Origin of the sequence: Micromonospora sp. WMMD998 (assembly GCF_029581235.1) — a bacterium.
Taxonomy (GTDB): Bacteria; Actinomycetota; Actinomycetes; order Mycobacteriales; family Micromonosporaceae; genus Micromonospora.
The window spans coordinates 1,649,959-1,676,311 of record NZ_CP120740.1; the positions used below are offsets into that span (position 1 = coordinate 1,649,959).

Consider the following 26,353-nt stretch of genomic DNA (forward strand, 5'->3'; position numbering starts at 1 on the left):
GCATCACCAAGCGGTTCGGTGATCTGGTCGCCAACGACCACATCGACCTCACGGTGGAGCCTGGAGAGATCCACGCCCTGCTCGGCGAGAACGGCGCCGGCAAGTCGACCCTGATGAACGTGCTCTACGGGCTCTACCAGCCGGACGAGGGCGAGATCCTGGTCGACGGGAAGCCGCTGAAGCTGAGGGGCCCGTCGGACGCGATCGCCGCCGGGATCGGCATGGTGCACCAGCACTTCATGTTGGTGCCGGTCTTCACCGTGGCCGAGAACGTGATGCTCGGCGCCGAGCGGGTCACGGTGCCCTTCGCCGGCCTCCTGGACCGCCGGCGGTCCCGACGTGAGGTCGCCGAGGTCTCCGAGCGGTACAACCTCAGGGTCGACCCGGACGCGGTGATCGAGGACCTGCCGGTCGGCATCCAGCAGCGGGTGGAGATCGTCAAGGCCCTCACCCGCGACGTCGACCTGCTCATCCTCGACGAGCCGACGGCCGTGCTCACCCCGCAGGAGACCGACGAGCTGCTCACCGTCATGCGGTCGCTCAAGGCCGCCGGCAAGTCGATCGTGTTCATCACCCACAAGCTGGGCGAGGTGAAGGCGATCGCGGACCGGATCACCGTGATCCGGCGCGGGCGGACGGTCGGCACCGCCGAGCCGAGCGCCAGCCGGGACGAGCTGGCCGCGCTGATGGTCGGCCGCAACGTCCGGCTGACCGTGGACAAGCAGCCCGCTCAGCCGGGCGAGCCGGTCCTGGAGGTCGCCGGCCTGGTCGTCGACGACGACCGGCAGGTACGCGCCGTCGACGGCGTCGACCTGACCGTGTACGCCGGTGAGGTGCTCGGCATCGCGGGCGTGCAGGGCAACGGACAGACCGAACTGATCGAGGCGATCATGGGGCTGCGCCCGACGCTCGCCGGCACGGTCCGCCTCGACGGCGACTCGACGAAGGGCTGGTCCACCAAGAAGGTGCTTCGTGCCGGCGTCGGCTACGTGCCCGAGGACCGCAGCGTCGACGGTCTGGTCAAGGAGTTCTCCGTCGCGGAGAACCTGGTGCTCGACATCTACGACCGGCCGCCGTACGGCCGGGGGCTGTCGCTGAAGCCGGACGCGATCGCGACGTCGGCGAAGGAGCGGATCGACCAGTTCGACGTCCGTACCTCGTCGGCGGATGCGCCGGTGGGCACGCTCTCCGGCGGCAACCAGCAGAAGGTGATCGTGGCCCGGGAGCTGTCCCGGCCGCTGAAGCTCCTCATCGCCGCCCAACCCACCCGGGGTGTGGACGTCGGCTCGATCGAGTTCATCCACAGCCAGGTGATCCGCGAGCGGGACGCCGGCACCGCGGTCATGGTGGTCTCCAGCGAGTTGGACGAGGTGCTCGGCCTGGCCGACCGGATCGCGGTGATGTACCGCGGCCGGGTCATCGGCATCGTCGGCCCGGACACCCCGCGCGAGGAGATCGGCCTGCTGATGGCCGGCATCACCCCGGACACCGCGGCCACGACCCCGAAGGGGGACCACGCCGCCACCCCGAACGAGGGCGACGCCGCCCCGGCCCCCGAGGGCCCCAGCAACGAGGACGAGGCATGACGAACCCGAACCCGGCGTCGGGCTCCCCGGACAAGGAGCCGGCGACCGAGTCGCAGGAGGCGCGCGCCGAAGCCCGGGCGACGCCGACCGCGCCGTCCGGCGACACCGGGCGGCCGGCGACCACCACCGCGACGGAGCCGGCCCCGGCCGGCGAGCCCCGCCCCACCCTGGGCCGGCTCTTCCTGGACAACCTGTGGGCCGCCAACACGGTGACCGTGACCGTGCTCGCGGTCGTGCTGGCGATGCTTGTCGGCGCGGTGCTGATCATCGTCTCCGACCCGGACGTGCTGGCCACCTACGGCTACCTCACCGCCCGCCCGATGGACGCGCTGAACGCGAGCTGGAACGTGGTCAGCGAGGCGTACGCGAACCTGTTCAAGGGTGCGATCTTCGACCCGGACGCGGTCGGCTTCACCGCCGCGATGGGTCCGATCTCGGAGACGCTCACCTACACCGCGCCGCTCGTGTTCACCGGCCTGTCGGTGGCGCTCGCGTTCCGCGGCGGCCTGTTCAACATCGGCGCACAGGGCCAGGCGACCATCGGTGTCATCCTGGCCGCCGTCGCCGGCTTCGCGCTGCCACTGCCGCCCGGGGTGCACCTGCTGGTGGCGCTGATCGCCGGCGCGCTCGGCGGTGCGCTCTGGGGCTTCGTCCCGGGCATCCTCAAGGCGCGCACCGGCGCCCACGAGGTGATCAACACGATCATGCTCAACTACGTGGCGGTCTACTTCCTGTCCTGGATCATCGTCCAGAACGGGGTGCAGAACCCGAACCGGTCGGACGCGATCAGCAAGCCGGTCGAGTCCTCCGCGCAACTGCCCCGGCTGCTCGGCGACAACCTGCGGGTGCACGCCGGCATCCTGCTCGCGGTGCTGGCCACCTGGTTCGTCGCGTGGCTGCTCAACCGCTCCACGCTCGGCTTCGAGCTGCGCGCGGTGGGCGCCAACCCGGACGCGGCCCGCACCGCGGGCATCAGCGTGACCAAGACGTACGTGCTGGTGATGGTCGTCGCCGGTCTGCTGGCCGGCCTCGGCGGCTCGAACATGGTGCTCGGCTCCACGGCCAACGCGCTGACCCCGCTCGTGGTCGCGCAGATCGGCTTCGACGGCATCCTGGTCGCGTTGCTCGGCCGGGTGAAGCCGTGGGGGGTGCTGCTGGCCGCGTTGCTGTTCGGCGCGCTCCAGGCCGGTGGCAACCGGATGCAGTCGTACTCCGGGATCTCACTGGAGCTGGTCACCGTGCTCCAGGCCCTCATCGTCATCTTCATCGCCGCGCCCGCGCTGGTGAAGGCGATCTTCCAGCTCCGGGCGGCCCGCGCCGCCCGGCTGCAGACGAGCCTCGCGAAGGGCTGGTGAGCATGTCCACCACCGCTGTCCCCGACGTCGCGGTCACCGCGGTCGACGAGGGTTTCTGGACGCGCGCCCGCAAGGCCGGCGCCGTCCTGCTGGCGCTTGGTGTGCTCGCGACGGTGCTGTTCGGCGCGTTCGCCACCGACCAGCAGGCCCGCTTCACGCTCAGCGAGACCGAGGGCGGCGCCGCCCTGAAGATCAACGGCACGATCGGCGCGATCCTGTTCGGGGTCATCGCCACCGCGGCCGGGGCCGCCCTCCTCGCCGGCGTGCCGAAGCGCTGGTTCACGCTGCTGCTCGGCGCCGGGCTGGTCGCCTTCGTGCTGAGCTTCCTGTGCTGGCAGGTCTCCGCCGCGCCCGAGGGGCGCAACTTCATGCCGCTCGTCAACGTGATGCGGGGGACGTTCATCCTGGCGCTGCCGTTGACCTTCGGCGCGCTGGCCGGGGTGCTGTGTGAGCGCTCCGGCGTGGTGAACGTGGCGATCGAGGGCCAGATGCTGATGGGCGCGTTCTCCGGCGCGCTGTTCGGCAGCATCTCCGGCAACGTCTGGGTGGGCCTGGTGGCCGCCGCGATCGGCGGCGCGCTCATCTCCCTGCTGCTGGCCGTGTTCGCCATCCGCTACCTGGTCGACCAGGTGGTCATGGGCATCGTGCTCAACCTGCTGGCGGTCGGCGTCACCGGCTTCCTCTACGAGCGGTTGATGGCGACCGACGCGGAGAAGTACAACAGCGCGCCGCGGTTCGGCACCTGGGAGATCCCGCTGTTGAGGGACATCCCGCTGCTCGGTCCGGCGCTGTTCCGGGGGAACATCTTCCTCTATCTCGGTCTGCTGCTGGTGCTCGTCATCCACCTGGCGCTGTTCCGGACCCGTTGGGGCCTGCGGACCCGCTCGGTGGGCGAGCACCCCACCGCCGCCGACACGGTCGGCGTACGGGTGCTCGGGTTGCGCTACCGAAACGTGATCATGGCCGGTCTGGTGGCCGGCGTCGGTGGGGCGTCGTACACGCTGGCGCTCTACTCGTTCACCAAGAACATGATCGGCGGCAAGGGCTTCATCGCCCTGGCCGCGCTGATCTTCGGCCGGTGGAGCCCGACCGGCGCGCTGCTCGCGGCGCTCTTCTTCGGCTTCGCCGACCAGCTCGCCACCTATCTGGGCGCGATCGGCAGCAGCATTCCGGACCAGTTCCTGGCGATGCTGCCCTACCTGGCGACGATCCTGGCGGTGGCCGGGCTGGTCGGCAAGGTCCGGGCGCCGGCCGCCGACGGCAAGCCCTACGTCAAGGGCTGAGGTCCGCGAGTGCACCGTGCCCGGCGGGGAAGACCCGCCGGGCACGGTCGTCTCCGGCCGCGCACGCGACCGATCGGCGTGAATTGGGCAGAATGGGAGTCGTGATGGAGATCGACTGGGAGCGGCTGCGGGCCGCCGCCACCGAGGTGATGCGGCATGCCTACGTGCCGTACTCGACATTCCCGGTCGGGGCCGCCGCCCTGGTCGACGACGGCCGCGTGGTGGTCGGCTGCAACGTGGAGAATGCCGGCTACGGCGTCACGCTCTGCGCCGAGTGCGGCGTCGTCTCGTCGCTGCACGCCACCGGCGGTGGCCGGATCGTGGCGTTGTCCTGCGTCGACGCGACCGGCGAGCCGCTGATGCCGTGCGGCAGGTGCCGGCAGTTGCTGTGGGAGCAGGGCGGCCCGGAGTGCCTGATCGAGGCGAAGGGCGGCCCGCTGCGGATGGCCGAGCTGTTGCCGCACGCCTTCGACGTGGCCGACATCGAGGCGGTGACCGGCGAGCGCCCGGTGCCCGTGGTGCCGGACCGGCTGGCCGCCTGGCGGGGCCGGGGCACCGTGTTCGTGCACCCCGACCTGTCGGACGGCCAGCAGGTCTGGACGGCGTACTGGGAGCGGTCGGCGGGGGACACCGAGGGTGCCGAGACCGGTGTGCTGGAGGAGGGCGCGACCTGGGACGATCCCACCGGTGCGATCGAGTGGGGCCTGGCGCGGACGCCGCGTGTGGTCGTGGTGGACGCTTCGGGCGCGATCTTCTGGGCGGGTGAGGGTGAGCCGCCGTCGGAGATCCCGGGCCGTTGGGGTGGTTGAGGTGGGGGAATCGGGCCGACCGTGCCCGGCTCCGGGCGGTCAGGCTTGATCCCTTCGCCGGTCACGGTCGGCCCGATTCCTCGTCGGTCACCGTTCGCGGGGTCGCTGCGACCAAGCGCGATTACTGATTGGATCTTGTAAGTGAGTGCTTTCACGGCGGTTGACGTCATCCGGGCCAAGCGGGACGGGGGTGTGCTGAGCGACGGGCAGATCGACTGGGTGGTGGACGCCTACACCAGGGGGTTGGTGGCCGACGAGCAGATGTCGGCGTTGGCGATGGCGATCCTGCTGCGCGGCATGACCGTTCCGGAGATCGCCAGGTGGACCGCCGCGATGATCGCCAGTGGCGAGCGGCTGGACCTGTCGTCGGTGGCCCGGCCGACCGTGGACAAGCACTCGACCGGGGGCGTCGGCGACAAGATCACCCTGCCGTTGACCCCACTTGTCGCGGCGTGCGGCGCGGCGGTCCCGCAGCTCTCCGGGCGCGGGCTCGGCCACACCGGCGGCACGCTCGACAAGTTGGAGTCGATCCCGGGCTGGCGGGCGGCGCTGCGCAACGACGAGTTCATCGCCCAGCTCGGCGACGTCGGCGCGGTGATCTGCGCGGCCGGCGACGGGCTCGCCCCGGCCGACCGCAAGCTGTACGCGCTGCGCGACGTCACCGGCACCGTCGAGGCGATCCCGCTGATCGCCAGCTCGATCATGAGCAAGAAGATCGCCGAGGGCACCGGTGCGCTGGTGCTCGACGTCAAGGTGGGCTCCGGCGCCTTCATGAAGAACGTCGACGACGCCCGCGAGCTGGCCCGCACCATGGTCGAGTTGGGCGGCGCGCACGGAGTGCGCACGGTTGCCCTGCTCACCGAGATGTCCACCCCGCTGGGCCGGGCCGTCGGCAACGCGGTCGAGGTGACCGAGTCGGTGGAGGTGCTGGCCGGCGGCGGCCCGGCCGACGTGGTGGAGCTGACGCTGGCGCTGGCCCGGGAGATGCTCGACGCCGCCGGCCTGCCGGACGCCGATCCGGCCGCCGCGCTGCGCGACGGCCGGGCCATGGACGCCTGGCGCGCGATGATCCGGGCGCAGGGCGGCGACCCGGACGCCCCGATGCCGACCGCGAACGAGGTCGAGGTGGTCACCGCGGTGGAGGACGGTTGGGTGGCCGAGGTCGACGCGTACGCGATCGGGGTGGCCGCCTGGCGGCTCGGCGCCGGCCGGGCCCGCAAGGAGGACCCGGTGAGCATCCCGGCCGGGGTGGTGCTGCACAAACGTCCCGGTGACCCGGTGCGCGTCGGCGACCCGCTGTTCGAGCTGCGCGCCGAGCACGCCGAGCGGATTCCGGCCGCGCTCGACGAGGCGCGTCGGGCGGTCCGGGTGGCGTCGACGGCTCCGGCCGGCACGCCGCTCGTCATCGACCGGATCGGGTGACCGGCCAGCCATGGTGCAGGCCCGCTCGGAGCCGCTATCCTCGCAGGCCAGGGGGACCGACCGGCAACGAGCCGAGGCGAGCAGACAAGGACTGACCTTGCGCGTATCCGCTCCCGACCCCCGGGCCGTCCGTGAGGCGAGCCTCGACGAGCTGTCCCGGCTGGGTCTTCCGCTGCCGCCGCCGCAGTTTCCGCTGGTGTGGGAGCCGGGCGACGAGATCGAGCTGCGCCCGACGCCGGAGATCGAGGCCCGGATCGCGGTGCTGCACGTGATCCTGGCCCGCTGCTTCGGGATGCCCGCGCAGGCGGCGATGGGCTGGCTGCTGGAGTCGCACCTGGTGGAGATGGTGACGCCGCCGGAGTGGCAGTTCGTGATGGGCGGCCGGGGCGACCACCGGTCGTTCGTGCTGCACCACGACGCGCTCTTCTCGCTGGCCTGGGTGCTCGGCCTGGCCAAGCAGCTCGACCCGACCGTGCCGGTGGACGAGCGCCTGGTCGAGCGGATGCCGCACCTGGTCACCGGCGAGACGTTTCCGCAGTGGCGGGCCCGCATCCTGGCCGCTCCGCAGCACCCCGCCGACGCCGCCGCCCTGCTCGACCTGCACTACTGCCTGGACTGGGCCTACCTGGAGACCGAGCGGGCCGGCCAGGCGCTGCCCGGGCTCGTGGACGCGAACGCGATCGGGCAGCGCCGGTGGGCGCTGGAGTGGGCGGTGGTGCTGCGCGGGCCCTACCACGACGAGCCGCCGGGCTGGGAAGAGGTCGACCTCTCGACCTAGCTATCGGGGGCGGTGCGTGCCGAGCCGGACGGCGAGCGTGACAGGCGTCGGCTCGGGCAGCGCGGCGATCCGCGCGGCGAGCCGCTCCGGGGCGGAGTGCCAGGCGCTGGGACCCATCCCGACAAGCGTGGTGACCTCGGCGCGGGTCAGCGTCAGCCGGGCCCGGTGCGCGGTGACGGACTCCTCGACGAAGTGCGCGCCCAGGCTTTCGGCGACCCGGTCGGCCTTGGCCGGGTCCACCCGCAGCAGGTCGAGCGCCTCGACCAGTTCGCCGAGGTGGTCGGCGGTCGGCGTGACCACCAGCAGCGCGCCGTCCGGGTCGAGCACCCGGTGGAACTCCGGGCCGTTGCGCGGCGCGAAGACGTTCAGCAGCACGGCGGTGGACCGGTCGGCCAGGGGCAGCCGCTGCCAGGTGTCGGCGAGCGCGGCGGCGGCCCGTGGGTGCGCCCGGGCCGCGCGGCGCAGCGCCGGCTTGGAGACGTCCAGGGCCAGGCCGGCGGCGTCCGGCAGCGCCGCCAGCACCGCGGCGAGATAGTGCCCGGTCCCGGCGCCGGGCTCCACCACCAGGGGGTACGGGTCGTCGGGCGCGACCGCCGTCGCGGCGGCGGCCAGTGCGGCGGCCACGGTGTCGTAGTGGCCGGCGGCGAGGAAGTCGGCCCGGGCGGCGACCATCTCCGCGTTGTCCCCGCTGTGCGGGGCGCGGCCGGCGAGCAGGTTGACGTATCCCTGCCGGGCGATGTCGAAGCTGTGCCGGCGTGGGCAGCGCACCGCACGGGCGGTGCCGGCGGTGGTCTCGGCCAGCGGCTCGCCGCAGACCGGGCAGCGCAGCCGCGCCAGCACCGACGGGAGCAGAGCGGGATCGGCCACGCCGAAGATCCTATTCCTGCGGCCCGACGACGGATCTAGATTGAGGCATGACAACCAGTGAGCGACTGTGGGAACTGTTCGGATCGCACGGCCGCGGGGTCCTGGCCACCCTGCGCCGCGACGGCCGCCCCCAGCTCTCCAACCTCGACTACCTGGCCGAGCCGGGGCTCATCCGCTGCTCCACCACGGGCGACCGGGCGAAGGTGCGCAACCTGCGCCGCGACCCCCGGGCCAGCTTCCACGTGACCACCGCCGACGGCGGGGCGTACGCGGTCGCCGAGGGCACGGTGACGCTCACCCCGCCGGCCGCCGCGACGGACGACGCCACGGTCGAGGAGCTGGTCGAGGTCTACCGACGGATCCGCGGCGAGCATCCCGACTGGGCGGACTACCGGGCAGCCATGGTCGCCGACGGCCGCGTGGTGCTGCGCCTGGTGGTCGAGCGGGTGTACGGCTGGCGACCCTGATCCGGCCGGTGACCACCGGTGACTAGGGTCTGGGCATGGTCGCAATCTCGTACGAGGACATCATCAAGGTCCCGAAGGCGTTGCTGCACGATCACCTCGACGGTGGCCTGCGGCCCGCGACGATCGTCGAGCTGGCCGCCGAGTCCGAGCACGAGCTGCCCACCACCGACGCGGAAGCGCTCGGTCGCTGGTTCGCCGAGGCGGCGAACTCCGGCTCGCTGGAGCGCTACCTGGAGACGTTCGCGCACACCGTGGCCGTGATGCAGACCGCGCCCGCGTTGCGTCGGGTGGCCCGGGAGTGCGCGCTGGACCTGGCCGCCGACGGCGTCGTCTACGCCGAGGTCCGGTTCGCGCCCGAGCAGCACCTGGAGCGGAACCTGACGCTGGACGAGGTGGTCGAGGCGGTGGTCACCGGGTTCCGGGAGGGCAGCGCGCTGGCCGGCGAGGCGGGCACGCCGATCCGGATCGGCACCCTGCTCACCGCGATGCGGCACGCGGCCCGCTCGCAGGAGATCGCCGAGCTGTCCGTGCGGCACCGGGACACCGGTGTGGTGGGCTTCGACATCGCCGGCGCCGAGGCCGGTTTCCCGCCCACCCGGCATCTGGACGCGTTCGAATATCTCCAGCGGGAGAACTTCCACTTCACCATCCACGCCGGTGAGGCGTTCGGGCTGCCGTCGATCTGGCAGGCGATCCAGTGGTGCGGCGCGGACCGGCTGGGCCACGGCGTCCGCATCGTCGACGACATCATCCCGGGCAATCCGCCCGCGCTGGGCCGGCTGGCCGCGTACGTGCGGGACAAGCGGATCCCGCTGGAGCTGTGCCCGTCGTCGAACGTGCAGACCGGCGCGGCGGCGTCGATCGCCGACCACCCGATCGGGCTGCTACGCGACCTGCGCTTCCGGGTGACGGTGAACACCGACAACCGGCTGATGAGCGGCACCTCGATGTCCCGGGAGATGGCGCTGCTGGTGGAGGCGTTCGGCTACGGCTGGAAGGAACTCCAGTGGTTCACCATCAACGCGATGAAGAGCGCCTTCATCCCGTTCGACGAGCGTCTGCGGATCATCGATGAGGTGATCAAACCGGCGTACGCCGAGCTGATCGGCTGATCACGACCGGTGCGGGTGGCCGGCGAGCAGGGCGGCCACTCCGCGCAGCACCTCCCGGGCCCGGGCCGCCTCCGCGCCGAGCCCGGTCTGCCGGCGCAGCACGGCCGGTTCGGCCCGCAGCAGGGTGATTCCGCGCCGGACCAGCACCCGGGGCGCCTTGCGTTGCTCGGCCAGGTCCCGGGCGAGCCGGCGCAGGAACGTCGCCCCGCGCGGCCGGCGCAGCGCGTACGCCCCGGCGAGCAGCCCCCGGCGCCGGCACTCGCCGACGATCTCGGCCGCGAAGATCCCTTCGGCGATGAAGATTGGCGATCCGTCGACGGCAAATGGCCGGGTGGCCACCCTCCGGTCCGCGCCGATCGCATAAACCGGCACTTCGGCCTTGCCCTCACGGACCAATCGGGCAATGGTTTCCACCGCCGTGTCCGCGTCCCAGGACAAGGGAGACTCCCAGTCGACCTGTCCGTTTCGTCGCGGGCACGTAGGGTCATCGCCGTCCTTGTAGAAGTCGTCCAGGCACAACACCGGAAGTCCGGTTCGGTGCGCTATGTACGACTTTCCCGAGCCGGATGGCCCGGCGAGGAGGACGACGCGGTGCGGATGATTCATAACCTTCAGTGACTCCGGCCGGACAGATTGCTATCAAATTGCATCAACATCTCATCACACCTCCGGTGAGGGCCAACCTGGGCTTTCTCTTTACCGGGCGGCGTGATGGAATCTCGGAGGTCCGACCCGCCGGGTCGGACGCTCGGCGTTGCCCTCAGGTGACGTCGGACGCGGTTTTGCGAGGGCGGTGACGTGAGCAAACGGCCAACGACGGCGGGCTCTTTCCTGTCGCGGCTGAGCCGGCCGGCGAGCCGGCTGCGCGACATGCCGATCTGGTCCAAGCTCGGTCTGATCATGATCGTGCCGACCATCGCCACGGTCGTGGTGGGCACAAGCGGTCTGGTCGACCACCTGGAGACGCTCAACAGCGCCAACCGTGCCGGTGACCTGGCCAGCCTGATCGGATACTCGGGCGACCTGGCCGACACGATGCAGGACGAGCGGGTCGGCTCGGTGCTCTTCCTCGGTGCGAGGGAGACCCAGACCCGGGCGCAGTACCAGGAGGCGTACAACCGGGCCAACCAGCGGGTGGACCAGGCGAAGGGCCCCTACTCGCGGCAGCGGGGCGAGATCAGCGACCTGCCACGCAACTTCGAGGTCCGGCTGAACGAGATCGACGACCAGCTCAAGGACCTGCCGGCGACCCGTAGCCAGGTGCTGAACGGCAAGCTCAAGATCGACGAGGCGGAGAAGGCGTACGAGCGCCTGATCAACGACCTGCTCTCGATCCGCGACTCGGCCACCCAGCTCGCCGGCGACAACGACCTCAGCGACCGGATGCGCGCCGCCGCCGCGGTGGCCCGGCAGAAGGAATACCTGGCCCAGCGCCGGGTGGTCGTGCACCAGGCGCTCACCCAGAACCAGTACAGTCCGGCGCTGCGCGAGCAGTTCATCGCCAGCGGCACCGCCCAGGCCCAGGCGCTCGCCACCTTCCGGTCCGTCGCCACCCCCGCCGACTCCGAGTTCTTCGACCAGACCGTCGAGGGTCCCGACCTGCGCAAGGCGGACAACCTCACCGGGTTCATGTCGGCGAACAACAGCGGCTCGATGGCGAACGCGCCGTTCGGGCCGGACCAGTGGGACCAGGCCATGGTCGGCAACGCCAAGCTGCTCCGCGCGGTCGAGTCCCGGCTCGACAGCAACGTGGTCCGGCAGGCCGACGAACTCCGCTCGGACACGCAGCGCCAGGTGTTCCTCGAAACCGGCCTGCTGCTCACCATGCTTCTGCTGGCCATTCTCTTCGCCTACCTGGTCGCCCGCTCGATGGCCCGCTCGCTGCGCGACCTGCGCCAGGGCGCCCTCTCGGTGGCCCAGTACGGCCTGCCGCAGGCGGTGGCCCGGCTGCGTGACCCGCAGGTGACCGGCCAGCTCTCCCCGGTGCAGTTGGCCAACCAGATCGCCGAGCCGCTGCCGGTGCGCAGCAAGGACGAGTTCGGCCAGGTGACCGAGGCGTTCAACGCCGTCCACCTGGAGGCGGTCCGGACCGCGGCCGAGCAGGCCGCCCTGCGCGCCTCCGTCGCGACCATGTTCGTCAACCTGGCCCGCCGCTCGCAGATCCTGGTCGACCGGCTGATCGGCCACCTCGACCGGCTGGAGCGCGGCGAGGAGGACCCGGACCGCCTGGCCGAGCTGTTCCAGCTCGACCACCTGGCCACCCGGATGCGCCGCAACGACGAGAACCTGCTGGTCCTCGCGGGCGCGGACTCCACCCGCGTGCAGCGTGAGCCGGCCGCCCTGATCGACGTGCTCCGTGCCGCCCAGTCCGAGGTCGAGCACTACACCCGGATCGAGTTCGGCGTGATCGACCGGGACATCGAGGTCGCCGCGCACGCGGTCAACGACCTGGTGCACCTGGTCGCCGAGCTGTTCGACAACGCCACCGCCTTCTCCCCGCCGGACTCGCACGTCATGGTCGAGGCCCGCCGGGTCGGCGACCGCGCCTCGCTCTACGTCGAGGACCGGGGCATCGGCATCAGCGCCGACCAACTGCACGACCTGAACGAGCGCCTGGCCACGCCGCCGCAGGTGGACGTGGCGGTCTCCCGGATGATGGGCCTCGTCGTGGTCGCCCGGCTGGCGGCCCGGCACGCCGTCAAGGTCGAGCTGCGCCCGGCCGCCGACCGGGGCACCGTCGCCGACGTCACACTGCCGACCACGGTCCTGGTGCCCCGCGCCCTGGCCGGTCGCGGGATGCCGGCGCCGGCTCTCCCGGCCGCCGGCCCGCAGCAGGGTGGTCCGACGCCGGCCTTCGGCGCCGGACCGGCACCCGCCTTCGGCGCCGGACCGGCACCTGCCTTCGGTGCCCTGGCCGCGCTCGGCAACGGCCCGCACACCCCGCCGCCGTCGCACCCCGGCACCTCCGGCAACCAGGTCACGCTCGGCGGCCGGTCCTTCGACCCGGGCCACCGCAACGGCGCCGGCACCCCGGCCAACGCCGGTGCCGGCCGCGCCATGCCGGCGTGGTCCGACCTGACCGGGGCCAACCCGAGCGGCGGTGACGGCTACCCGTCGCGGTCGGCGAACGGCCAGCCGGTCGACCCGCTGCCCCAGCGGCGCTACCCGGCCGAGGGCGATCCGGCCGCCGGCGGCCAGCAGCCGACGATCCCACGGCAGTTGCCCAGCAGCCCCGAGGCCCGGCCGTACAATCCGCCGCCGGTGTCCGCGCCGCCGGTCCCGCCGGTGTCCGCGCCGCCGCTGCCGCCGGTGTCCGGCACCCCGTTCCCGGGGTTCTCGGGCCGTCCGGTCTCGGCCGCGCCGGTCTCCGGCCACCCGGTCTCGGCTGACCCGTACTCGGGCCACCCGGTCTCCGGTGACCCCTACTCGGGCCGCCCCGCGTCGGACGACCCGTACTCGGGTCGCCCGGTGTCGGCCGCGCCGGTCTCGGGCAACCCGCTTCCGACCCGCCCGGTGTCGGCCGCGCCGGTCTCGGGTAACCCGCTTCCGACCCGGCCAGTGTCGGCCGCGCCGACCTCCGGTCAGCCGACCGCTGGTCACCAGGTGTCCGCGCCGCCGGCCGGCCAGCTTCGCCCGGCCCCCGCGCCGCACGTGGGCGCCCCGCCGGTATGGCCGCCGGTCGCCCCGGCCGAGCCGGCCCCGGCTCCCGCGGCGCCGGAGCGGCAGACGGCAAGCCTGGACATGACCACCGAGCTGCCCCGCGTCCCGCGCACCGAGACCCAGCCGGCGGCTCCGCAGCCGACCGCCGCCCAGCCGACCGCCGCGCCGTCGACGCCGGCCCCCGCGGCGCGTCCCGCCGCGCCGCAGCCGGCCGGCAACCGCCAGCGGTACGCGGACGAGACCATGGAGCTACCGATCTTCCGGGAGCTCGAGTCCGCCTGGTTCCGCACCCGCCGACCCGGGCCCAACGACGAGGCGCCGGCGCCGGCCCCGGCGGTGCCGGCGAACGGTGCCCCCACCCAGCAGTTCGCCAAGGTGGACACCGCCGGCCGGCCCGTACCGCAGACATCCGCAACGACAGGTAACACACCGATGGCGCAGACTCCGACAGCCGGCGGAGCGCCGCGTGACAACCGGGCGGCGAACGGCAACGGCCGTCCCGCGTACGCCGGAGGCTTGCCCACCCGGCAGCCGACGTCGCCGCAGCAGCCCTCGCCGCCGCAGTCCTCGCCGTGGCAGACCGCAGCCGACGACGGCTGGCGGGCCGCCTCGGCGGCCACCGAGGTCCCGGTCGCGGAGACCACCCAGAAGGGCCTGCCGAAGCGGACGCCGATGGCGCAGCTCGTGCCGGGCAGCATCGACAAGCCCGCGCCGACCGCGCAGCGGCGTACGCCGGAGGCCGTCCGGGGTCTGCTCTCGGCCTACCATCGAGGTGTCCAGCGGGGCCGCAACCACCCCACCGACAGCAACACGACCGGCCCGGAGGGCACTCCGGGCGGGCAGCAGTCCTCGCAGTCTGGCTCAGGCCCGGTGGCCGGGAGCGGGCAGAAGGAGCAACAAGGATGACTACTACGCAGGATCTCGGATGGCTGCTCGCCAACTTCGCCGACCGGGTGCCCGGGGTGGCGCACGCGGTCGCGGTCTCGGCCGACGGCCTGCTTCTGGCCTCGTCCCGTGACCTTCCGCGGGACCGCGCCGACCAGCTCGCGGCCATCTCCTCGGGTCTGGTCAGCCTGACCCAGGGCGCGGCGCGGTGTTTCGAGGGCGGGGCGGTGCTGCAGACAGTCGTCGAGATGGACAACGGCTTCCTGTTCCTGATGTCCATCTCCGACGGCTCGTCGTTCGCGGTGCTCGCGGCGCGGAGCTGCGACGTGGGTCAGGTCGGGTACGAAATGGCCCTGCTCGTCGACCGGGTGGGCGACGCCCTGACCCCACAGCCGCGCGCGGCTGTGGGGATGATGGGCTGAATGACGCGCTGGCCGGTGGGTCAGGAGCGGGAACAACGAGGACAGCGACGGATGTCACCGGGGCGAGCCGGTGCCGGGTACGAGGGAGGTGAACGGCCACATGGCGGATCGTGACGAACCAACCGGAGCGTTGGTGCGGCCGTACGCCGTGACCCGTGGTCGTACCCGTCCCCGGCTCGAAATCGCCCTGGAGGCGCTCGTCGAGACGACGGTGCGCGGCCGTGCAGTGGCCACCGGCAACGGTGGTCAAGGTCGTGAACACCAGTACATCGCCGCGTTGTGTGACGGACGTGTGCAGTCGCTCGCCGAGATCGCGGCGCGGATGCAGCTTCCGCTCGGCGTGGCCCGGGTGCTCATCGCCGACATGGCGACGGATGGCCTGGTCGCGGTGCACGAGCCGACCATTCTGGACGACTCCGACGACGCGGTGGGCACTGAATTGCTGGAGAGGGTGCTGAGTGGACTTCGCAGGCTCTGACATGTCGCACCGGCCGCCGGTGCCGAGCGGGCGCGTGACGTCAGCGAAGATTGTTATCGCCGGCGGGTTCGGCGTCGGCAAGACGACGCTGGTCGGCTCGGTCTCCGAGATCACGCCGCTGACCACGGAGGCGATCATGACCTCCGCGGGTGTGGGCGTCGACGACACCCGGCAGGTGCCGGGCAAGACGACGACCACGGTGGCCATGGACTTCGGTCGTATCTCGATCGACCGTGACCTGATTCTGTACCTCTTCGGTACGCCGGGTCAGACGCGGTTCTGGTTCATGTGGGACGAGCTGGTCCGGGGAGCCATCGGCGCGGTGGTGATGGTCGACACCCGCCGGCTCGCCGACTGCTTCGCCGCCATCGACTTCTTCGAGCACCGTCGGCTGCCCTACCTGGTGGCCATCAACTGCTTCGATGGCATGCAGTACCACGACCCGCAGGACGTCCGGGACGCGCTGGCGATCTCCCGCGACGTGCCGGTGGTGCCCTGCGACGCCCGTAACCGGGAGTCGACGAAGCACGTGCTGATCTCGCTTGTCGAGTACGTGCTCACCATGCGGCGTTCGCGGGCCGTCGCGCCCGCCTGACCGACGCGCGGAAGCGCCCGATGGCCGTGGGGCCACCGGGCGCTTCCTGCTGTCCGTCACCGCGTTCATCCCGGACGTTCCGGGTGACGACGGTCAGGCGTACCGGGTCCAACTGCTCTGGGACACCCGATAGACACCGAGCGAGTCGGCCTCCATGCCCCCGTGGTGGTCGGGGGTGAACGCGTACCCGCCGGCGATGCCCTCGACCATCTGCGTCTGCAGGAACGCCCGTAGCCGGCCCCGGTCGAGGCTCGTGGCCTCGCGCGCCGCCGCCGCGAGGAGGTGGAGGGCGTCCGCGGCGTACGGGGCGAAGCCGACCGAGGTGCCGTGGCGCTGGGTGTAGCGGTAGTCGAAGTCCCGCCGGGCCACCTGCGCGCCGCTGGTGGCGGTCAGCGCGGAACCACCCAGGCAGGCCGGGTGCACGGCGTACGCCCCCTCGACCGCCTTCGCGTTGGCGCGGCTCAGCGTGTCGTCCACGACCGCGCCGGGATCGAAGAAGAGCGGACCGTGGTGCCCGGCCCGCCGCAGGGCCCGGGCCGCCTCCCCGGAGTCGGGCGCGGCGCCCCAGACGACGACGCCGTCCGGGTCCCCGGCGGTCACCCGCTCGGCGGCGGCACGGAAGCTCCGCCCGGTGTCCGGGAGGCGTAGCGTGCGCACCAGATCCACGGTGCTGGCGCCGAGGGCCTCCCGAACCGCCCGTACGCCCGAGTCGCCGTGCGGCCCGTCCGCGGCCAGCAGGGCCACCCGCCGGATCCGCTGTGATTCGAGCAGGTCCACCATCCGGCGGGCCACATCGGCGCTGTCGGGGGTGAGCTTGAAGCTGAACGTGCGGTCGGCCAGGGGCAGCACGATGCGGTCGGCGTGGCCGAGCGCCAGGAACGGGGTCTTGAGCTGCTCGGCGGCTGACGCGAGGGCGACGGCGGTCTCTCCGAGGACGCCACCGACCAGGGCGTGTGACCCGGCCTGGGTCAGATCGGCGGCGTGTCGGGCGGCCAGTCGTGGGTCGCTGCCGTTGTCCCGGATCTCCAGCCGGATCGACCGGTGCAGGTTGCCGACCGGGATCCCGGAGCGGTTCAGTGACTCCGCCATGATCTCCAGGGCCCGCCGCTGGACCAGACCGAGCGCCGCGCCACGGCCGCTCAGCTCAAGGCTGGCACCGACGACCATGTCCTGGTCGCCGGGGCTGCTGCTGGTCGCGCCCTCGCCCGGCCGCTGTCCCTGCGGGCCGCAACCCGCGAGCAGCAGGCTGCCGGCCGCGGCCGTGAGGATGCCCCGGCGGGTGAGCACGGTGCAGTCGAATGCCGGTGTCGCCAATGGAGTCGCCTTCCCACCACGGCGAACGCGCGCCGCCGCTGGTCCGCCGGGTATGTTCCCGGCCGACCAGCGGCGGCGTCAAATTGTCCGGGTGTGGGCAGAAACACCCCGTGGGGCAACTCGGGTCAGGATCGGTAGCCCGCGGAGCGGTATTCGAATTCCCGCTCGTCGTCGCGGTCGCCGGTGTCCCGACTGAAGTCCCAGCCACCGGCCGCCTCCCGGCCCGGGCGACCACCGACGGCGAAACCGCCGATCTCCTGTCCGCGCCGCCACCCCCGGAAGTAGCCGGTGGTGTTCTCGGCGAGGCTGGCCGCGTTGCGGACGATCCGCAGTGGGCGCTCCTCGCGCAGCGGCGAACCCGGCACCAGGTTGGCCTGCGGCACCCGCTTGGGCAGGCCGGCCTTGGTCTCCGAGCCGACCGCCGGGCGGGCCGCCTGCTCGGCAGCCTGCCAGCCGGTGTCCGCGGTGGACGCCCACTCCAGGTCGGCCTCGTCGCCGTGCCCGACGAACCAGGCGGACCTGGCCTGCGCGAAGATCAGCAGGTCGCCGTCGCCCTCGTCGGAAACCGGCGGGGGCCGGTGCTCCTTCGGCGCGGGCCGCCGCTCCAACGGCGGGGGCAACTCGGCGCGGGCGACCGGTCGGCCGGCGTCGCCACGGTCGACCAGCCGCAGTGGCGGCGTGTCCAGACCCGGCTCGGTCGCCCGGTCGAGCTCGCTGCGCAGGGCCCGGTCGGCAAGCGGCGGCGGCTCGACGAGCCGCAGCATCGGCGGTTCCTGCGGCAGGTCGTCAGCGAGCCACGGCGGGGTGACCCGACCCGGGTCGCTCGGCGCGTCCACGCTCCGCCCGTAGGGGTAGGCGGGCGCCTCGCGCTCCCGGTCGGCCTGGTCGTCGCCGTTGTTGACGAGCGGCCAGTTGGCGCGGGATCCCGGCGGGGCGGCCTCCGGCGCCGGTGGACGGGAACTCGGCACCGGGATGCTCAGGTCGGTGGCGCTGAACCCGCCGGTCGGCGGCTCCGGCGTGGTCTTCGGGCGCGGCGGGATGACCGTGCGCTGCCGCTCGGCCCGGGCCTTGTTGATCGCCGCGGTGGTGAGCGTCGGGCGGAACGGCTCGCCGGCCTCGGCCGGCGGCACGACGCCGCGCTGGGACGGCGGGATCGGCGTGATCCCGGGCGGCGGCGGGGGCGGCGCGGAGACCGGACGGTTGGTCGGCCCGTCCACCCGCGACGGCAGCGGCGCGCCGGTCGGCTCGGGGCGGCTCGGGGATGCGGCGGCCGGCCGGCCCAGCGCCGCCGGAGCGACGGGGGTGACCGGGCTCGGGGCGACCGGCGGTGGCGCGACCGGTGCGGGCGCGACCGGCGGCGGGCCGAGCGGACGGGGGGAGGTCGAGGCGGCCGGGCCGGAGACCGGCTCCGGGCGGCTACGTCGGCCACCGGGGACCGGCTCGGGCCGGCTGCGCCGGCCGCCCGGATCGGTGGCGTCGAGGTGTGGTTGGGGACGGCTGCGCCGGCCGCCCGGATCGGTGGCGTCGAGGTCCGGCTCGGGGCGGCTGCGCCGGCCGGTCGGCTCGGCGGCCGGCGCGGGCTCGGGCGCGCGCACCGGGCGCAGCCCGGCGGGCGCCGTGGGGGTCAGCTCGTCGACCTGCTCACCACGGCGGGCGGCGGCCCGCCGGCCGGCGGCCGGCGCCGGGGTGGCGCGTTCGGCAAGCGCACCCACAAGCGCGTCGCAGCCCGCGTCGCAGGCCCGGACGGAGGCGACGGCCTGCCGCACGGTCTCGGCGACGGCGGCGGTGAGCACCCGGTTGACGGTGGCCCGTCGGGGCGTCTCGGAGACGGCGACCCGCAGCGCGGTCACCGCCTCGGTCACGGTGTCGGCGTCGGCCAGGCCTTCGGCGGCGAGTTGCGCGGCCACCGCGTCGACGGTCGCGCCGAGGTCACGGCCGCGGCCGGCGACGCCGGTCAGCATGCTCGGCTCGGGCAGCGCGTCGAGCACGGCCAGGGCGACCGGGTCGGCGGGATCGAGGTACGCGCGCAGCGCGGCCGGGTAGAGCTCGCGGAGCACCTCGCGCAACGTCACCGCCGCCGAGTGCCGCCCGCTGGCGAGTGCCGCGTGTGCGGAGAGGACCTGCTTGTAGCCGGCGAGGTCGCGCGGCGCCGGGAGGGTCACCGCGGACAACGCGCCGGCCTGCAACGCACGGGCCAGCCCGACCGCCCGGCGCTCGGCGGGCGAGGACTGCATCTCCTCCAGCGAGTCGTCGTCGGCGAAGCGCTCGGCGAAGTCGTCGACCGAGTCGTCGTCCGCGATCGCCAGCGGTCGGCCGGCGGCGCTGAGCAGCGAGGTGACGGTGTGGTCGTCGCTGTCCGCGGCGATGGCCGCGCCGCTCGGCCCACCGGAGCGCTCCACCAGCAGCGCGACCAGCCGGGCGTAGCCGGCGGGCTCGTCCCCGATCTCACAGACGTGCAGCAGACGGCCTGCGTCGTCGACCACAGCGGACGTCAGCGTCGTTTCGGCCGAAGCCGTTCGGTCGGCCGGATCTGCCGAGGCCAGACCGCAGTACACGCGCACGAGCGCCACAGCGTCGTCCTCCTCCCGGGACACAGGTCTTGTTCTGCCAGAGACTGATGCTCCCCGCTACGGGTCAGTCGCGCCAGTCCACAACAGCAGAGATCTTGCCGACAATGGTGCGCCAACCCAAACTTGCGGTTTGTGCCCCGATTTTCTTCAGCCGCCGACGGCCCAGGAAACCACCCACCCCGCCGTTGACGGAAGCGCGCAGCGCCTCGTCGAGATCGTCCAGGCTGGAGCCGGCCGAGAGCATGTCGAGCACGGCCGGTAGCCGCAGGGCGTACGCCAGGTCACGGGCGATCTCGCCGGCCTCGATCAGGAGCGCGGGATCCCATGCGTCGTGCCCGCCGCGCAGGTTCTCCACCACCAGGTCGAGTTCGTAGGTGTCCTCGTCCAGTGGGGCGACGTCGGCCGGTTCCAACCGTTCGGACAGTTCATTCCAGCTGTCCAGTTGGGACAGGTCGGTGGGCGCACCGGAACGGATGAAAGTCACAAGTGACTCGGGGGTCTTGAACAACAGCAGCCGGCCCTTGTGGGTGAGGAAGACCGGCACCTCCTCGTCGCCCGCGGCGTCCTCGTCCTCGTCCGCCTCGTCCTTCTCGTCGTCCGCCTCCTCGGCCTCCTCGGCGTCGGCGTCGGCCTTTGCGCGGCGGCGCTCCCCGTCCGTCTTCCCGTCCTCGTCGTCCTCCTCGGCGGAGAGGGCGGCGAACTCCTCGTCGAGGATCACCACCTCCTCGTCGTCCTCGGTCTCGACGACCTGGCGGCGGGCCAGGAAGGGGTCGTCCTGGTCGCGTTCGGCGACGTCGGTCGGGGTCAGCTCGCGCGCCGACCGGTAGGCCCGCAGCGTGAAGCCGGTGCCGGCGGGCAGGGCGATCTCCACCGGGTCGATCCGCACCTCGTCCCAGAGGGCACGATCCGCGGCCGGGCGGTCGGCCCCGACCTCGTCTGCTGCGGTCGACGCGGTGTCGTCGAGCTCGGGCTCGTCGGCGTCGGGCCGTTGGGGCGACTGGCGGGCCACGCTGACCTCCGGGTGTGCTCGGGTGCCCACCCGGCGGCGTCGCGCCGCCGAGTGACTCTGCGCACATACCCTAGTGGTCGACCGGTCGCGCACGGGAACCCCACCCCGGTGGCGTCCCGAAGCCCAGACAAGTAGGCTTTCTACGCATGAAGGCGCAGGCGCTGCACGGACATCTCGACGCGCTGCTGCTGGCCGTGCTCGAGCAGGGCGCGCAGCACGGCTACGCGATCATCGAGGCGCTGCGGGCGCGCAGCGGCGGCACGCTCGACCTGCCGACCGGCACCATCTATCCGGCGCTGCGCCGACTCGAACGGGCCGGCCTGGTCGCCAGCACGTGGAGCACGGTCAACGGCCGGGAACGCCGCACCTACCAGCTCACCGACGCGGGCAGCCGGGCGCTCGCCGGGGAACGCGCCGGCTGGCGGGAGTTCAGCGCCACCGTCGGCCGCTTCCTCGGCGCGGACGAACCGCCGGTCGCGCCGGCCTGACCCGCCGGGATCGCGGGCCCGGCCCACCTGGGCGGGCTATCCGGCCACCCGCGGACGGCGTGCGCTGAGCAGCCACCAGCGGGCCGACCGGGCCAGGGAGAACCAGGCCGCCGACGCCACCACCGCGCCGATGATCATCGGGGGCCAGGTCAGCGCGGCGTCCCACAACCGCACCGACCAGGCGAACAGGGCACCGCCGGCGAGCGCGCCGACAAGCAGCCCACCGGTCAACCCGAAGCCGACCGCCCGGGCCGACCGGACGAGCCGGGGCGAGTCCCGCCGGGCGGCGAGCGCGCCGAGTGCCAGCCCGGCCAGCGCCAGCCCGGCGACGGTCCCCCAGATGCCGTGCATCGACGCGGAGAGCAGCAGGTAGGCCGCCGGCGGTCGCGGGCCGGCGCTCCAGCTCGACCCGTGCCAGGTCAGGTCCCCGGCGGCCATCAGCACCGCCGCCACCGCCAGCGTGCGCAGCGCCAGCCCGCGCAGCGCGCCGGCGGCCAGCTCGGCCTGGAAGCCCGGCGCGAGTTGGGCGACGCCGCCGAACTCGGCCACCGCCCGCCGCTCGGCCTCCGCCCGTGACAGACCACCCTCCCGGTACGCCTCGGCGGCGTCCTCGAGCGCGTGCCGCGCCTCGGTCAGCAGATCGGCCTTGAGCCGGGACGGCCCGTGCAGTCGCCCGGACAGCTCCCGCAGCCGGTCCTCGACCCGTGCCCCCTGATCCACCCGCATGGGACCAGCCTGCCACCGCGGGCGAGCGCCCGCGTCGGGGAAATCCCCGGAGTGCTCAGGGGGCCAGCGCGAGATAGCCGCGCTCGGCGGTCTCCTGGCGCAGCCACTGCTCCCGGTACCAGCCGGCGCGCGCCACCAGCTCGTCATGCCGGCCGCGTTGCGTCACCCGGCCGTCCTCCACCACCACGATCTCGTCCAGCCCGGCCAGGCCGCTGAGCCGGTGGCTGATCAGCAGCACCGAGTGCCCGGCCGGGACGGCGGCCAGGGCGGAGGCGAGCACCGCGTCGGCCGCCGTCGGGTCGAGCCCCTCGGTCGGCTCGTCCAGCACCAGCACCGGCGGGGCGGCAAGCAACGCCCGGGCCAGCGCCAGCCGTTGCCGCTGCCCGCCGGACAACTGCCCGCCCTGCTCGCCGACCACGGTGTCCCAACCGTCCGGTTGGTCGAGCACCCAGTCCAGCAGGCCGGCCGCCCGGGTGGCGGCGGCCAGGTCCGCCACACCGGCGTCCGCGCGCCCGAGCAGCAGATTTTCCCGCACCGTGGCGTGGAAGACGTACGCCTCGGCGAGCAGGCCGCCGACCGTCCGGGGCAGACCGTCGGCCGGGTGGTCAGCCACCGGGACGCCGCCGACGGTGACCCGGCCGGTGTCGGGGCGGACCGCGCCGGTGAGCGCCGCGGCAAGCGTGCTCTTGCCCGCGCCGCTCGGCCCCACCACGGCCACCCGGCGACCGGCCGGCAGGTCGAGGTCGAACCCGGCCAGGGCGGGCGCGGCGCCGGCCCGGTAGCGGACGGTCACCTGCTCGAACCGCACGTCATGACCGACCGGCGCCATCGGCGGCGCGGCGTCCACCGGCGGTGCGGTGGCGTCCGGCGGTGGCGCGGCGGGCTCGGTGAGCAGGTCGGCCACCCGGGCCAGTCCGGTCCGGAGCTGGGTGCGCTGCCGGGCCGCCGCGACCAGGGCGAGGGCTACCTCGACGGCGGCCAGCGCGCCCACCGCGAGGACACCCACGAGCACCCCGCCCACCCCGGCGCGCAGCGCCACGGTCACCACCGCGGCGGCGGTGAGGCCGCCCACCAGCACGCCGGCCGCGTCCACCGCGAAGCCGGTCGTGGCGAGCCGACGTTCCAACCGGGCCAGCCGACCGGCTCGGCCCTGCGCGGCGGCCAGCGCGGCGCCGGTCGCGCCGAAGGCGGCCAGGTCGGCGGCGCCGTGGGTGAGGTCGACCGCGTCCACGGCGAGCGCGCCGCGCAGCGGGGCCACCTCGTCGGCGGCCCGGCGGGTGAGCCGGGTGGCAAGCGCCGGCAACGCCACCCCGGCCACCAGCAGGCCGGTCGCGAGCACGCCGGCGGCCGGCGGCGAGATCAGCGCGGCGCCACCGACGGCGAGCAGACTGACCAGGGCCGCCGCGGCCCCCGGCACGACCACCCGCAGCAGCAGGTCCTGAGCCGCCTCCACGTCGGAGACCAGCCGGCTCAGTGCGTCCCCGGTGCGCCGGTCGGCGGCGTCGCGCCGGGCGGCGAGCGTGGCGAAGACCCGGGCCCGGACGTCGGTGATCATGCGGAGCACGGCGTCGTGCCCGGCGAGCCGTTCGGTGTAGCGGAACACGCCCCGGCCGACCGCGAGCGCCCGTACCGCGACGATCGCCACGGTCAGCCGGTCCAGCGGTGGCCGGCCGGCGGCGCTCATCAGCAGCCAGGTGGCGGTGGCCATCAGCGCCAGCCCGGCGAACTCGGTCGCCGCGGCGAGCAGCCCGGCGCCCAGCAGCCGGCCCAGGTACGGCCGGGCCAGGCGCAGCACGGCCCGTTCGGCGGTCATCGGGTCACCGCCGTGCCGGCCGTCGGGCGCAGCTCGGTGACCCGGCCGTCGGAGACCCGCAGGATCCGGTTCGCGTCCGCCAGCAGCGCGGGCCGGTGCGCGACGAGCAGCGCGGTCCGGCCGGCGACCAGCCGTCGGGTGGCGGCCAGGACCAGCGCCTCGCTGGCGCTGTCCAGTCGGGCGGTGGGCTCGTCCAGGAGCACCACCGGGGCGTCGCGGAGGAACGCCCGGGCCAGCGCGACCCGTTGCCGCTGCCCGCTGGACAGGCCGTGACCGCGCTCGCCGAGCCGGGTGTCGAGCCCGTCGGGCAGCGCGGCGACCACCTCGTCGAGCGCCGCGTCGGCGACGGCGGCGGCAAGCGTGTCGTCTGCCGTGTCCGGGGCGCCGAGGCGGATGTTGTCGGCAAGCGACCCGGCGAACAGGTGGGCCCGCTGCGGCACCCAGGCCAGCTCGCGACGCCAGGCGTCGAGGTCCACCCCGGCCAGGTCGACGCCGTCCACGGTGACCCGGCCGGCGGTCGGGGCGACGAAGCCGAGAAGCAGGTTGAGCAGCGTGCTCTTGCCCGCGCCGCTCGGTCCGATGATCGCCACCCGGTCGCCGGGCCGAATGGTGAGCGTCACGTCGCGCAGCGCGGTCGTCCGGTCGTACGCGACGGTCACCCCCTCGAAGCGGATCTCGCCCCGGCCGGACGGCGCCGGACGGCGGTCGCCGGCCGGGCCGGCGGCGGGGTCGGTCGCGGACAGGGTGAGCGCCTCGTCCAGCGCGGTGAGCCCCTCCATGCTGGCGTGGAACCGGCTGCCCGCGGCCCGCAGCGGCAGGTACGCCTCGGGGGTGAGCAGCAGCACCAGCAGCGCGGTGGAGAGCGTGATCCCGCCGCCCAGCAGGCGCAGCCCGACCGGCACCGCCACCAGCGCCACGGAGAGCGTGGCGACCAGCTCCAGGACCAGCGCGGACAGGAACGCGATCCGCAGCGTCCGCATGGTGGCCTCGCGGTGCCCGTCGGCCATCCGGCGCACCACCTCGACCTGGGCCCGGGACCGGCCGAACGCGCGCAGCGTGGGCAACCCGGCGACCATGTCGAGGAAGTGCCCGCCGAGCAGCGACAGCCGCCGCCACTGCCGTTCCGTGGCGGCCTGCGCCTGCCAGCCGAGCAGCGCCCCGAAGATCGGGATGAGCGGGATGGTGAGCGCGATGATCAGTGCCGAACTCCAGTCGGCGAACACGACCCGGGCCAGCACCGCCGCCGGCACGGTCACGCTCAGCACGAGCTGCGGCAGGTAGCCGGTGAAGTAGGCGTCGAGCGCGTCCAGCCCGCGACCGGCGAGCGTGGCGAGCTGCCCGGCCCGCTGGCCGGCGACCCAGGTCGGACCGTGCCGGCCGACCGCGTGCAGCAGATCCGCCCGCAGCGCCGCCTTGACCGTCGCGGCGGCCCGCGCCGCCACCGCGCCCTGCGCCCAGGCGACAAGCGCCCGGAAAGCGACCGCCGCCAGGAGACCGGCGAGCGCCGGCCGGTGCAGTTGCCCGTCGAGCGCGGTGGCGAGCAGCGTGGCCAGCGCGGTGGCCTGGGCGACCACGAGCAGCGCGGTCGCGCCGCCGAGCAGCGCGAGCACGGCGAGGTCGCGCCGGGCCGCGGGGACCCGGCGCAGCAGACGCGGGTCGAACGGACGGCGGTTCACCAGTACACCGGTGCCCTGCCGTCGATCCGTCCCCGGAACACCCACCAGCACATCGCCTGAAAGCCTAGTAGGGCCGGCACGAGCGGCAGCACGAGCCAACCCAGCAGCGCCAGCGTCGGGCGGCTCGCCGCCGCTTCGGCGACGGTCAGCGAGGTCGCCGGGTCGGTGGTGGAGACCAGGACCCGGGGCCAGAGCGCGGCGCCGACAAGCGGCGCGGGCAGCGCCAGCGCCGCCGCGGTGGACACGAAGGCCACCCCGGCCCGACCCCGGCCCAGCGCCGCGCGGGCCACCAGCAGCGCGGCCACCAGCGCCAACGGCAGGAGTACGGCGATCACCGGCCGCGCCACGGCAGCGCGTACCCGGTCGGAGAGCAGGCCGAGGACGGTGGCTGCGGCGACCGCGGTGAGCGCGGCGGGCACCAGGCCGCGGGCCAGGCGGGCGTACGCGGGCGCGTCGCCGGCCGGCAGCCGGAGCGTGAGGAACGTCGCACCGTGCACCGCGACAAGCGCGAGCAGCGTCAGCCCGGCGGCGGCCACGAACGGGGTGACCACGTGGCCGACGCCGGCCACGTGCCCGTCGGCGGCGCGCGGCACCCCTTGGAGCAGGCCGCCGAGCAGCGCGCCCCAACCCAGCGCGGCAAGCACGCCGCCGACCACGACGATCCGGTCCCAGCCGGCGCGGGCCGCCCCGCCGCCCGCCCGGCCGCGGAGCTGCACGCCCGCGGTCACCAGCACCACTCCGGTCAGCGCGCCGAGCACCACCGGGTAGAAGCCGGAGAGCAACTCGCCCTCCAGGGCGGGGAAGGCGCCGAACAGGATGCCGACCGAGGCCACCAACCACACCTCGTTGCCGAGGAAGAACGGGCCGACGGCGGTGAGCGCGGCGCGCCGGCCCGTCGTCCCGCCCACGGCGGTGGCCCCGGTGGTGGGGCGCCGGGCCAGCAGCAGGGCGACGCCGTAGTCGTAGCCGCCGAGCACCAGGTAGGCGGCGAAGAAGAGGCCGAGCAGGGCGTACCAGGCGAGTTCCACGGCGGGCTCC

Annotated in this window: 21 protein-coding genes and 1 pseudogene; 13 read left to right on the forward strand and 9 right to left on the reverse strand. The window is 74.0% G+C overall.

The window, feature by feature from the left end:
* The first annotated feature begins 41 nt into the window (after nt 1–41).
* The 6 genes from O7619_RS07915 to O7619_RS07940 all read left to right on the forward strand — a co-directional run bounded on the left by O7619_RS07915 (nt 42) and on the right by O7619_RS07940 (nt 7,233).
* Nucleotides 42–1,586 (forward strand): ABC transporter ATP-binding protein, encoded by a 1,545-nt coding sequence (locus O7619_RS07915; RefSeq protein WP_348774372.1) that lies wholly within the window; start codon nt 42–44, stop codon nt 1,584–1,586.
* Complete coding sequence (locus tag O7619_RS07920; protein WP_282286678.1) at nt 1,583–2,941, forward strand: ABC transporter permease; 1,359 nt, start codon at nt 1,583–1,585, stop codon at nt 2,939–2,941. Before O7619_RS07915 ends, O7619_RS07920 begins: the two co-directional genes overlap by 4 nt.
* A gap of 2 nt (nt 2,942–2,943) precedes the next feature.
* Complete coding sequence (locus O7619_RS07925) at nt 2,944–4,224, forward strand: ABC transporter permease (RefSeq protein WP_282286679.1); 1,281 nt, start codon at nt 2,944–2,946, stop codon at nt 4,222–4,224.
* 92 nt (nt 4,225–4,316) lie between these two features.
* A complete protein-coding gene (locus O7619_RS07930) occupies nt 4,317–5,033 on the forward strand; it encodes a cytidine deaminase (protein WP_282286680.1) in 717 nt (238 codons plus the stop codon).
* Nucleotides 5,034–5,174: 141 nt separating this feature from the next.
* Nucleotides 5,175–6,455 carry a thymidine phosphorylase gene (locus tag O7619_RS07935; protein ID WP_282286681.1) on the forward strand — a complete coding sequence of 427 codons (1,281 nt, stop codon included), beginning with the start codon at nt 5,175–5,177 and terminating at the stop codon, nt 6,453–6,455.
* Between the two features lie 97 nt (nt 6,456–6,552).
* Entirely contained in the window at nt 6,553–7,233 is a 681-nt protein-coding gene (locus O7619_RS07940) for a DUF4272 domain-containing protein (RefSeq protein WP_282286683.1), read from the forward strand.
* Here O7619_RS07940 and O7619_RS07945 read toward each other — a convergent pair whose 3' ends face one another.
* Nucleotides 7,234–8,085 (reverse strand): putative RNA methyltransferase, encoded by an 852-nt coding sequence (locus tag O7619_RS07945; protein WP_282288723.1) that lies wholly within the window; start codon nt 8,083–8,085, stop codon nt 7,234–7,236. It lies immediately after the preceding gene.
* Nucleotides 8,086–8,147: 62 nt separating this feature from the next.
* On the opposite strand from O7619_RS07945, the gene O7619_RS07950 reads away from it, so the two are divergent.
* Both O7619_RS07950 and O7619_RS07955 read left to right on the forward strand, forming a co-directional pair.
* On the forward strand, nt 8,148–8,567 hold the full coding sequence (locus O7619_RS07950; RefSeq protein ID WP_282286684.1) for a PPOX class F420-dependent oxidoreductase: 420 nt from the start codon (nt 8,148–8,150) through the stop codon (nt 8,565–8,567).
* A gap of 35 nt (nt 8,568–8,602) precedes the next feature.
* Nucleotides 8,603–9,679, forward strand: coding sequence for an adenosine deaminase (locus O7619_RS07955; protein ID WP_282286685.1), 1,077 nt, complete (start codon nt 8,603–8,605; stop codon nt 9,677–9,679).
* On the opposite strand, the gene O7619_RS07960 is transcribed toward O7619_RS07955, so the two are convergent.
* The gene (locus O7619_RS07960; protein ID WP_282286686.1) at nt 9,680–10,018 is read right to left on the reverse strand and encodes a hypothetical protein; all 339 of its coding nucleotides are present in this window, start codon (nt 10,016–10,018) and stop codon (nt 9,680–9,682) included.
* Nucleotides 10,019–10,477: 459 nt separating this feature from the next.
* Here O7619_RS07960 and O7619_RS07965 point away from each other — a divergent pair, with 459 nt between their 5' ends.
* The 4 genes from O7619_RS07965 (at nt 10,478) to O7619_RS07980 (ending at nt 15,719) form a co-directional block, all read left to right on the forward strand.
* Nucleotides 10,478–14,245, forward strand: a complete 3,768-nt coding sequence (locus O7619_RS07965; RefSeq protein ID WP_282286687.1) for a nitrate- and nitrite sensing domain-containing protein — start codon at nt 10,478–10,480, stop codon at nt 14,243–14,245.
* A complete protein-coding gene (locus O7619_RS07970; protein WP_281585020.1) occupies nt 14,242–14,646 on the forward strand; it encodes a roadblock/LC7 domain-containing protein in 405 nt (134 codons plus the stop codon). Before O7619_RS07965 ends, O7619_RS07970 begins: the two co-directional genes overlap by 4 nt.
* Nucleotides 14,647–14,746: 100 nt before the next feature.
* The gene (locus O7619_RS07975) at nt 14,747–15,124 is read left to right on the forward strand and encodes a DUF742 domain-containing protein (protein WP_123242533.1); all 378 of its coding nucleotides are present in this window, start codon (nt 14,747–14,749) and stop codon (nt 15,122–15,124) included.
* A gap of 1 nt (nt 15,125) precedes the next feature.
* Nucleotides 15,126–15,719, forward strand: a complete 594-nt coding sequence (locus O7619_RS07980) for an ATP/GTP-binding protein (RefSeq protein WP_091061022.1) — start codon at nt 15,126–15,128, stop codon at nt 15,717–15,719.
* 93 nt (nt 15,720–15,812) lie between these two features.
* Here the strand turns inward: O7619_RS07980 and O7619_RS07985 are convergent, their stop codons facing one another.
* From O7619_RS07985 to O7619_RS07995, 3 genes are all read right to left on the reverse strand, one after another.
* The gene (locus tag O7619_RS07985) at nt 15,813–17,033 is read right to left on the reverse strand and encodes an ABC transporter substrate-binding protein (RefSeq protein WP_282286691.1); all 1,221 of its coding nucleotides are present in this window, start codon (nt 17,031–17,033) and stop codon (nt 15,813–15,815) included.
* A gap of 125 nt (nt 17,034–17,158) precedes the next feature.
* Nucleotides 17,159–19,627, reverse strand: a complete 2,469-nt coding sequence (locus O7619_RS07990) for a transposase (protein ID WP_282286693.1) — start codon at nt 19,625–19,627, stop codon at nt 17,159–17,161.
* Between the two features lie 40 nt (nt 19,628–19,667).
* Complete coding sequence (locus O7619_RS07995; RefSeq protein ID WP_282286694.1) at nt 19,668–20,642, reverse strand: DNA primase; 975 nt, start codon at nt 20,640–20,642, stop codon at nt 19,668–19,670.
* 116 nt (nt 20,643–20,758) lie between these two features.
* Here O7619_RS07995 and O7619_RS08000 point away from each other — a divergent pair, with 116 nt between their 5' ends.
* Entirely contained in the window at nt 20,759–21,100 is a 342-nt protein-coding gene (locus O7619_RS08000; RefSeq protein ID WP_282286695.1) for a helix-turn-helix transcriptional regulator, read from the forward strand.
* A 36-nt stretch (nt 21,101–21,136) separates the two neighbouring features.
* Here the strand turns inward: O7619_RS08000 and O7619_RS08005 are convergent, their stop codons facing one another.
* The 4 genes and pseudogenes from O7619_RS08005 to O7619_RS08020 form a co-directional block, all read right to left on the reverse strand.
* A complete protein-coding gene (locus tag O7619_RS08005; protein ID WP_282286696.1) occupies nt 21,137–21,826 on the reverse strand; it encodes a permease prefix domain 1-containing protein in 690 nt (229 codons plus the stop codon).
* A gap of 55 nt (nt 21,827–21,881) precedes the next feature.
* Nucleotides 21,882–23,621: pseudogene (gene cydC, locus O7619_RS08010) on the reverse strand (thiol reductant ABC exporter subunit CydC); the annotation flags it as partial.
* Nucleotides 23,622–23,635: 14 nt separating this feature from the next.
* Complete coding sequence (gene cydD, locus O7619_RS08015) at nt 23,636–25,315, reverse strand: thiol reductant ABC exporter subunit CydD (RefSeq protein WP_282286697.1); 1,680 nt, start codon at nt 25,313–25,315, stop codon at nt 23,636–23,638.
* A complete protein-coding gene (locus tag O7619_RS08020; protein ID WP_282286698.1) occupies nt 25,312–26,343 on the reverse strand; it encodes a cytochrome d ubiquinol oxidase subunit II in 1,032 nt (343 codons plus the stop codon). The genes cydD and O7619_RS08020 overlap by 4 nt, the downstream gene beginning before the upstream one ends.
* Nucleotides 26,344–26,353: the final 10 nt, after the last annotated feature.

Excerpts from the sequence above, each read along its gene's own strand:
- O7619_RS07920 (WP_282286678.1), top strand. The coding sequence starts at position 1,583 with ATGACGAACCCGAACCCGGCGTCGGGCTCCCCGGACAAGGAGCCGGCG.
- O7619_RS07925 (WP_282286679.1), top strand. The coding sequence starts at position 2,944 with ATGTCCACCACCGCTGTCCCCGACGTCGCGGTCACCGCGGTCGACGAG.
- O7619_RS07930 (WP_282286680.1), top strand. The coding sequence starts at position 4,317 with ATGGGAGTCGTGATGGAGATCGACTGGGAGCGGCTGCGGGCCGCCGCC.
- O7619_RS07950 (WP_282286684.1), top strand. The coding sequence starts at position 8,148 with ATGACAACCAGTGAGCGACTGTGGGAACTGTTCGGATCGCACGGCCGC.
- O7619_RS07955 (WP_282286685.1), top strand. The coding sequence starts at position 8,603 with ATGGTCGCAATCTCGTACGAGGACATCATCAAGGTCCCGAAGGCGTTG.
- O7619_RS07970 (WP_281585020.1), top strand. The coding sequence starts at position 14,242 with ATGACTACTACGCAGGATCTCGGATGGCTGCTCGCCAACTTCGCCGAC.
- O7619_RS07975 (WP_123242533.1), top strand. The coding sequence starts at position 14,747 with ATGGCGGATCGTGACGAACCAACCGGAGCGTTGGTGCGGCCGTACGCC.
- O7619_RS07980 (WP_091061022.1), top strand. The coding sequence starts at position 15,126 with ATGTCGCACCGGCCGCCGGTGCCGAGCGGGCGCGTGACGTCAGCGAAG.
- O7619_RS08000 (WP_282286695.1), top strand. The coding sequence starts at position 20,759 with ATGAAGGCGCAGGCGCTGCACGGACATCTCGACGCGCTGCTGCTGGCC.
- O7619_RS08005 (WP_282286696.1), bottom strand. The coding sequence starts at position 21,826 with ATGCGGGTGGATCAGGGGGCACGGGTCGAGGACCGGCTGCGGGAGCTG.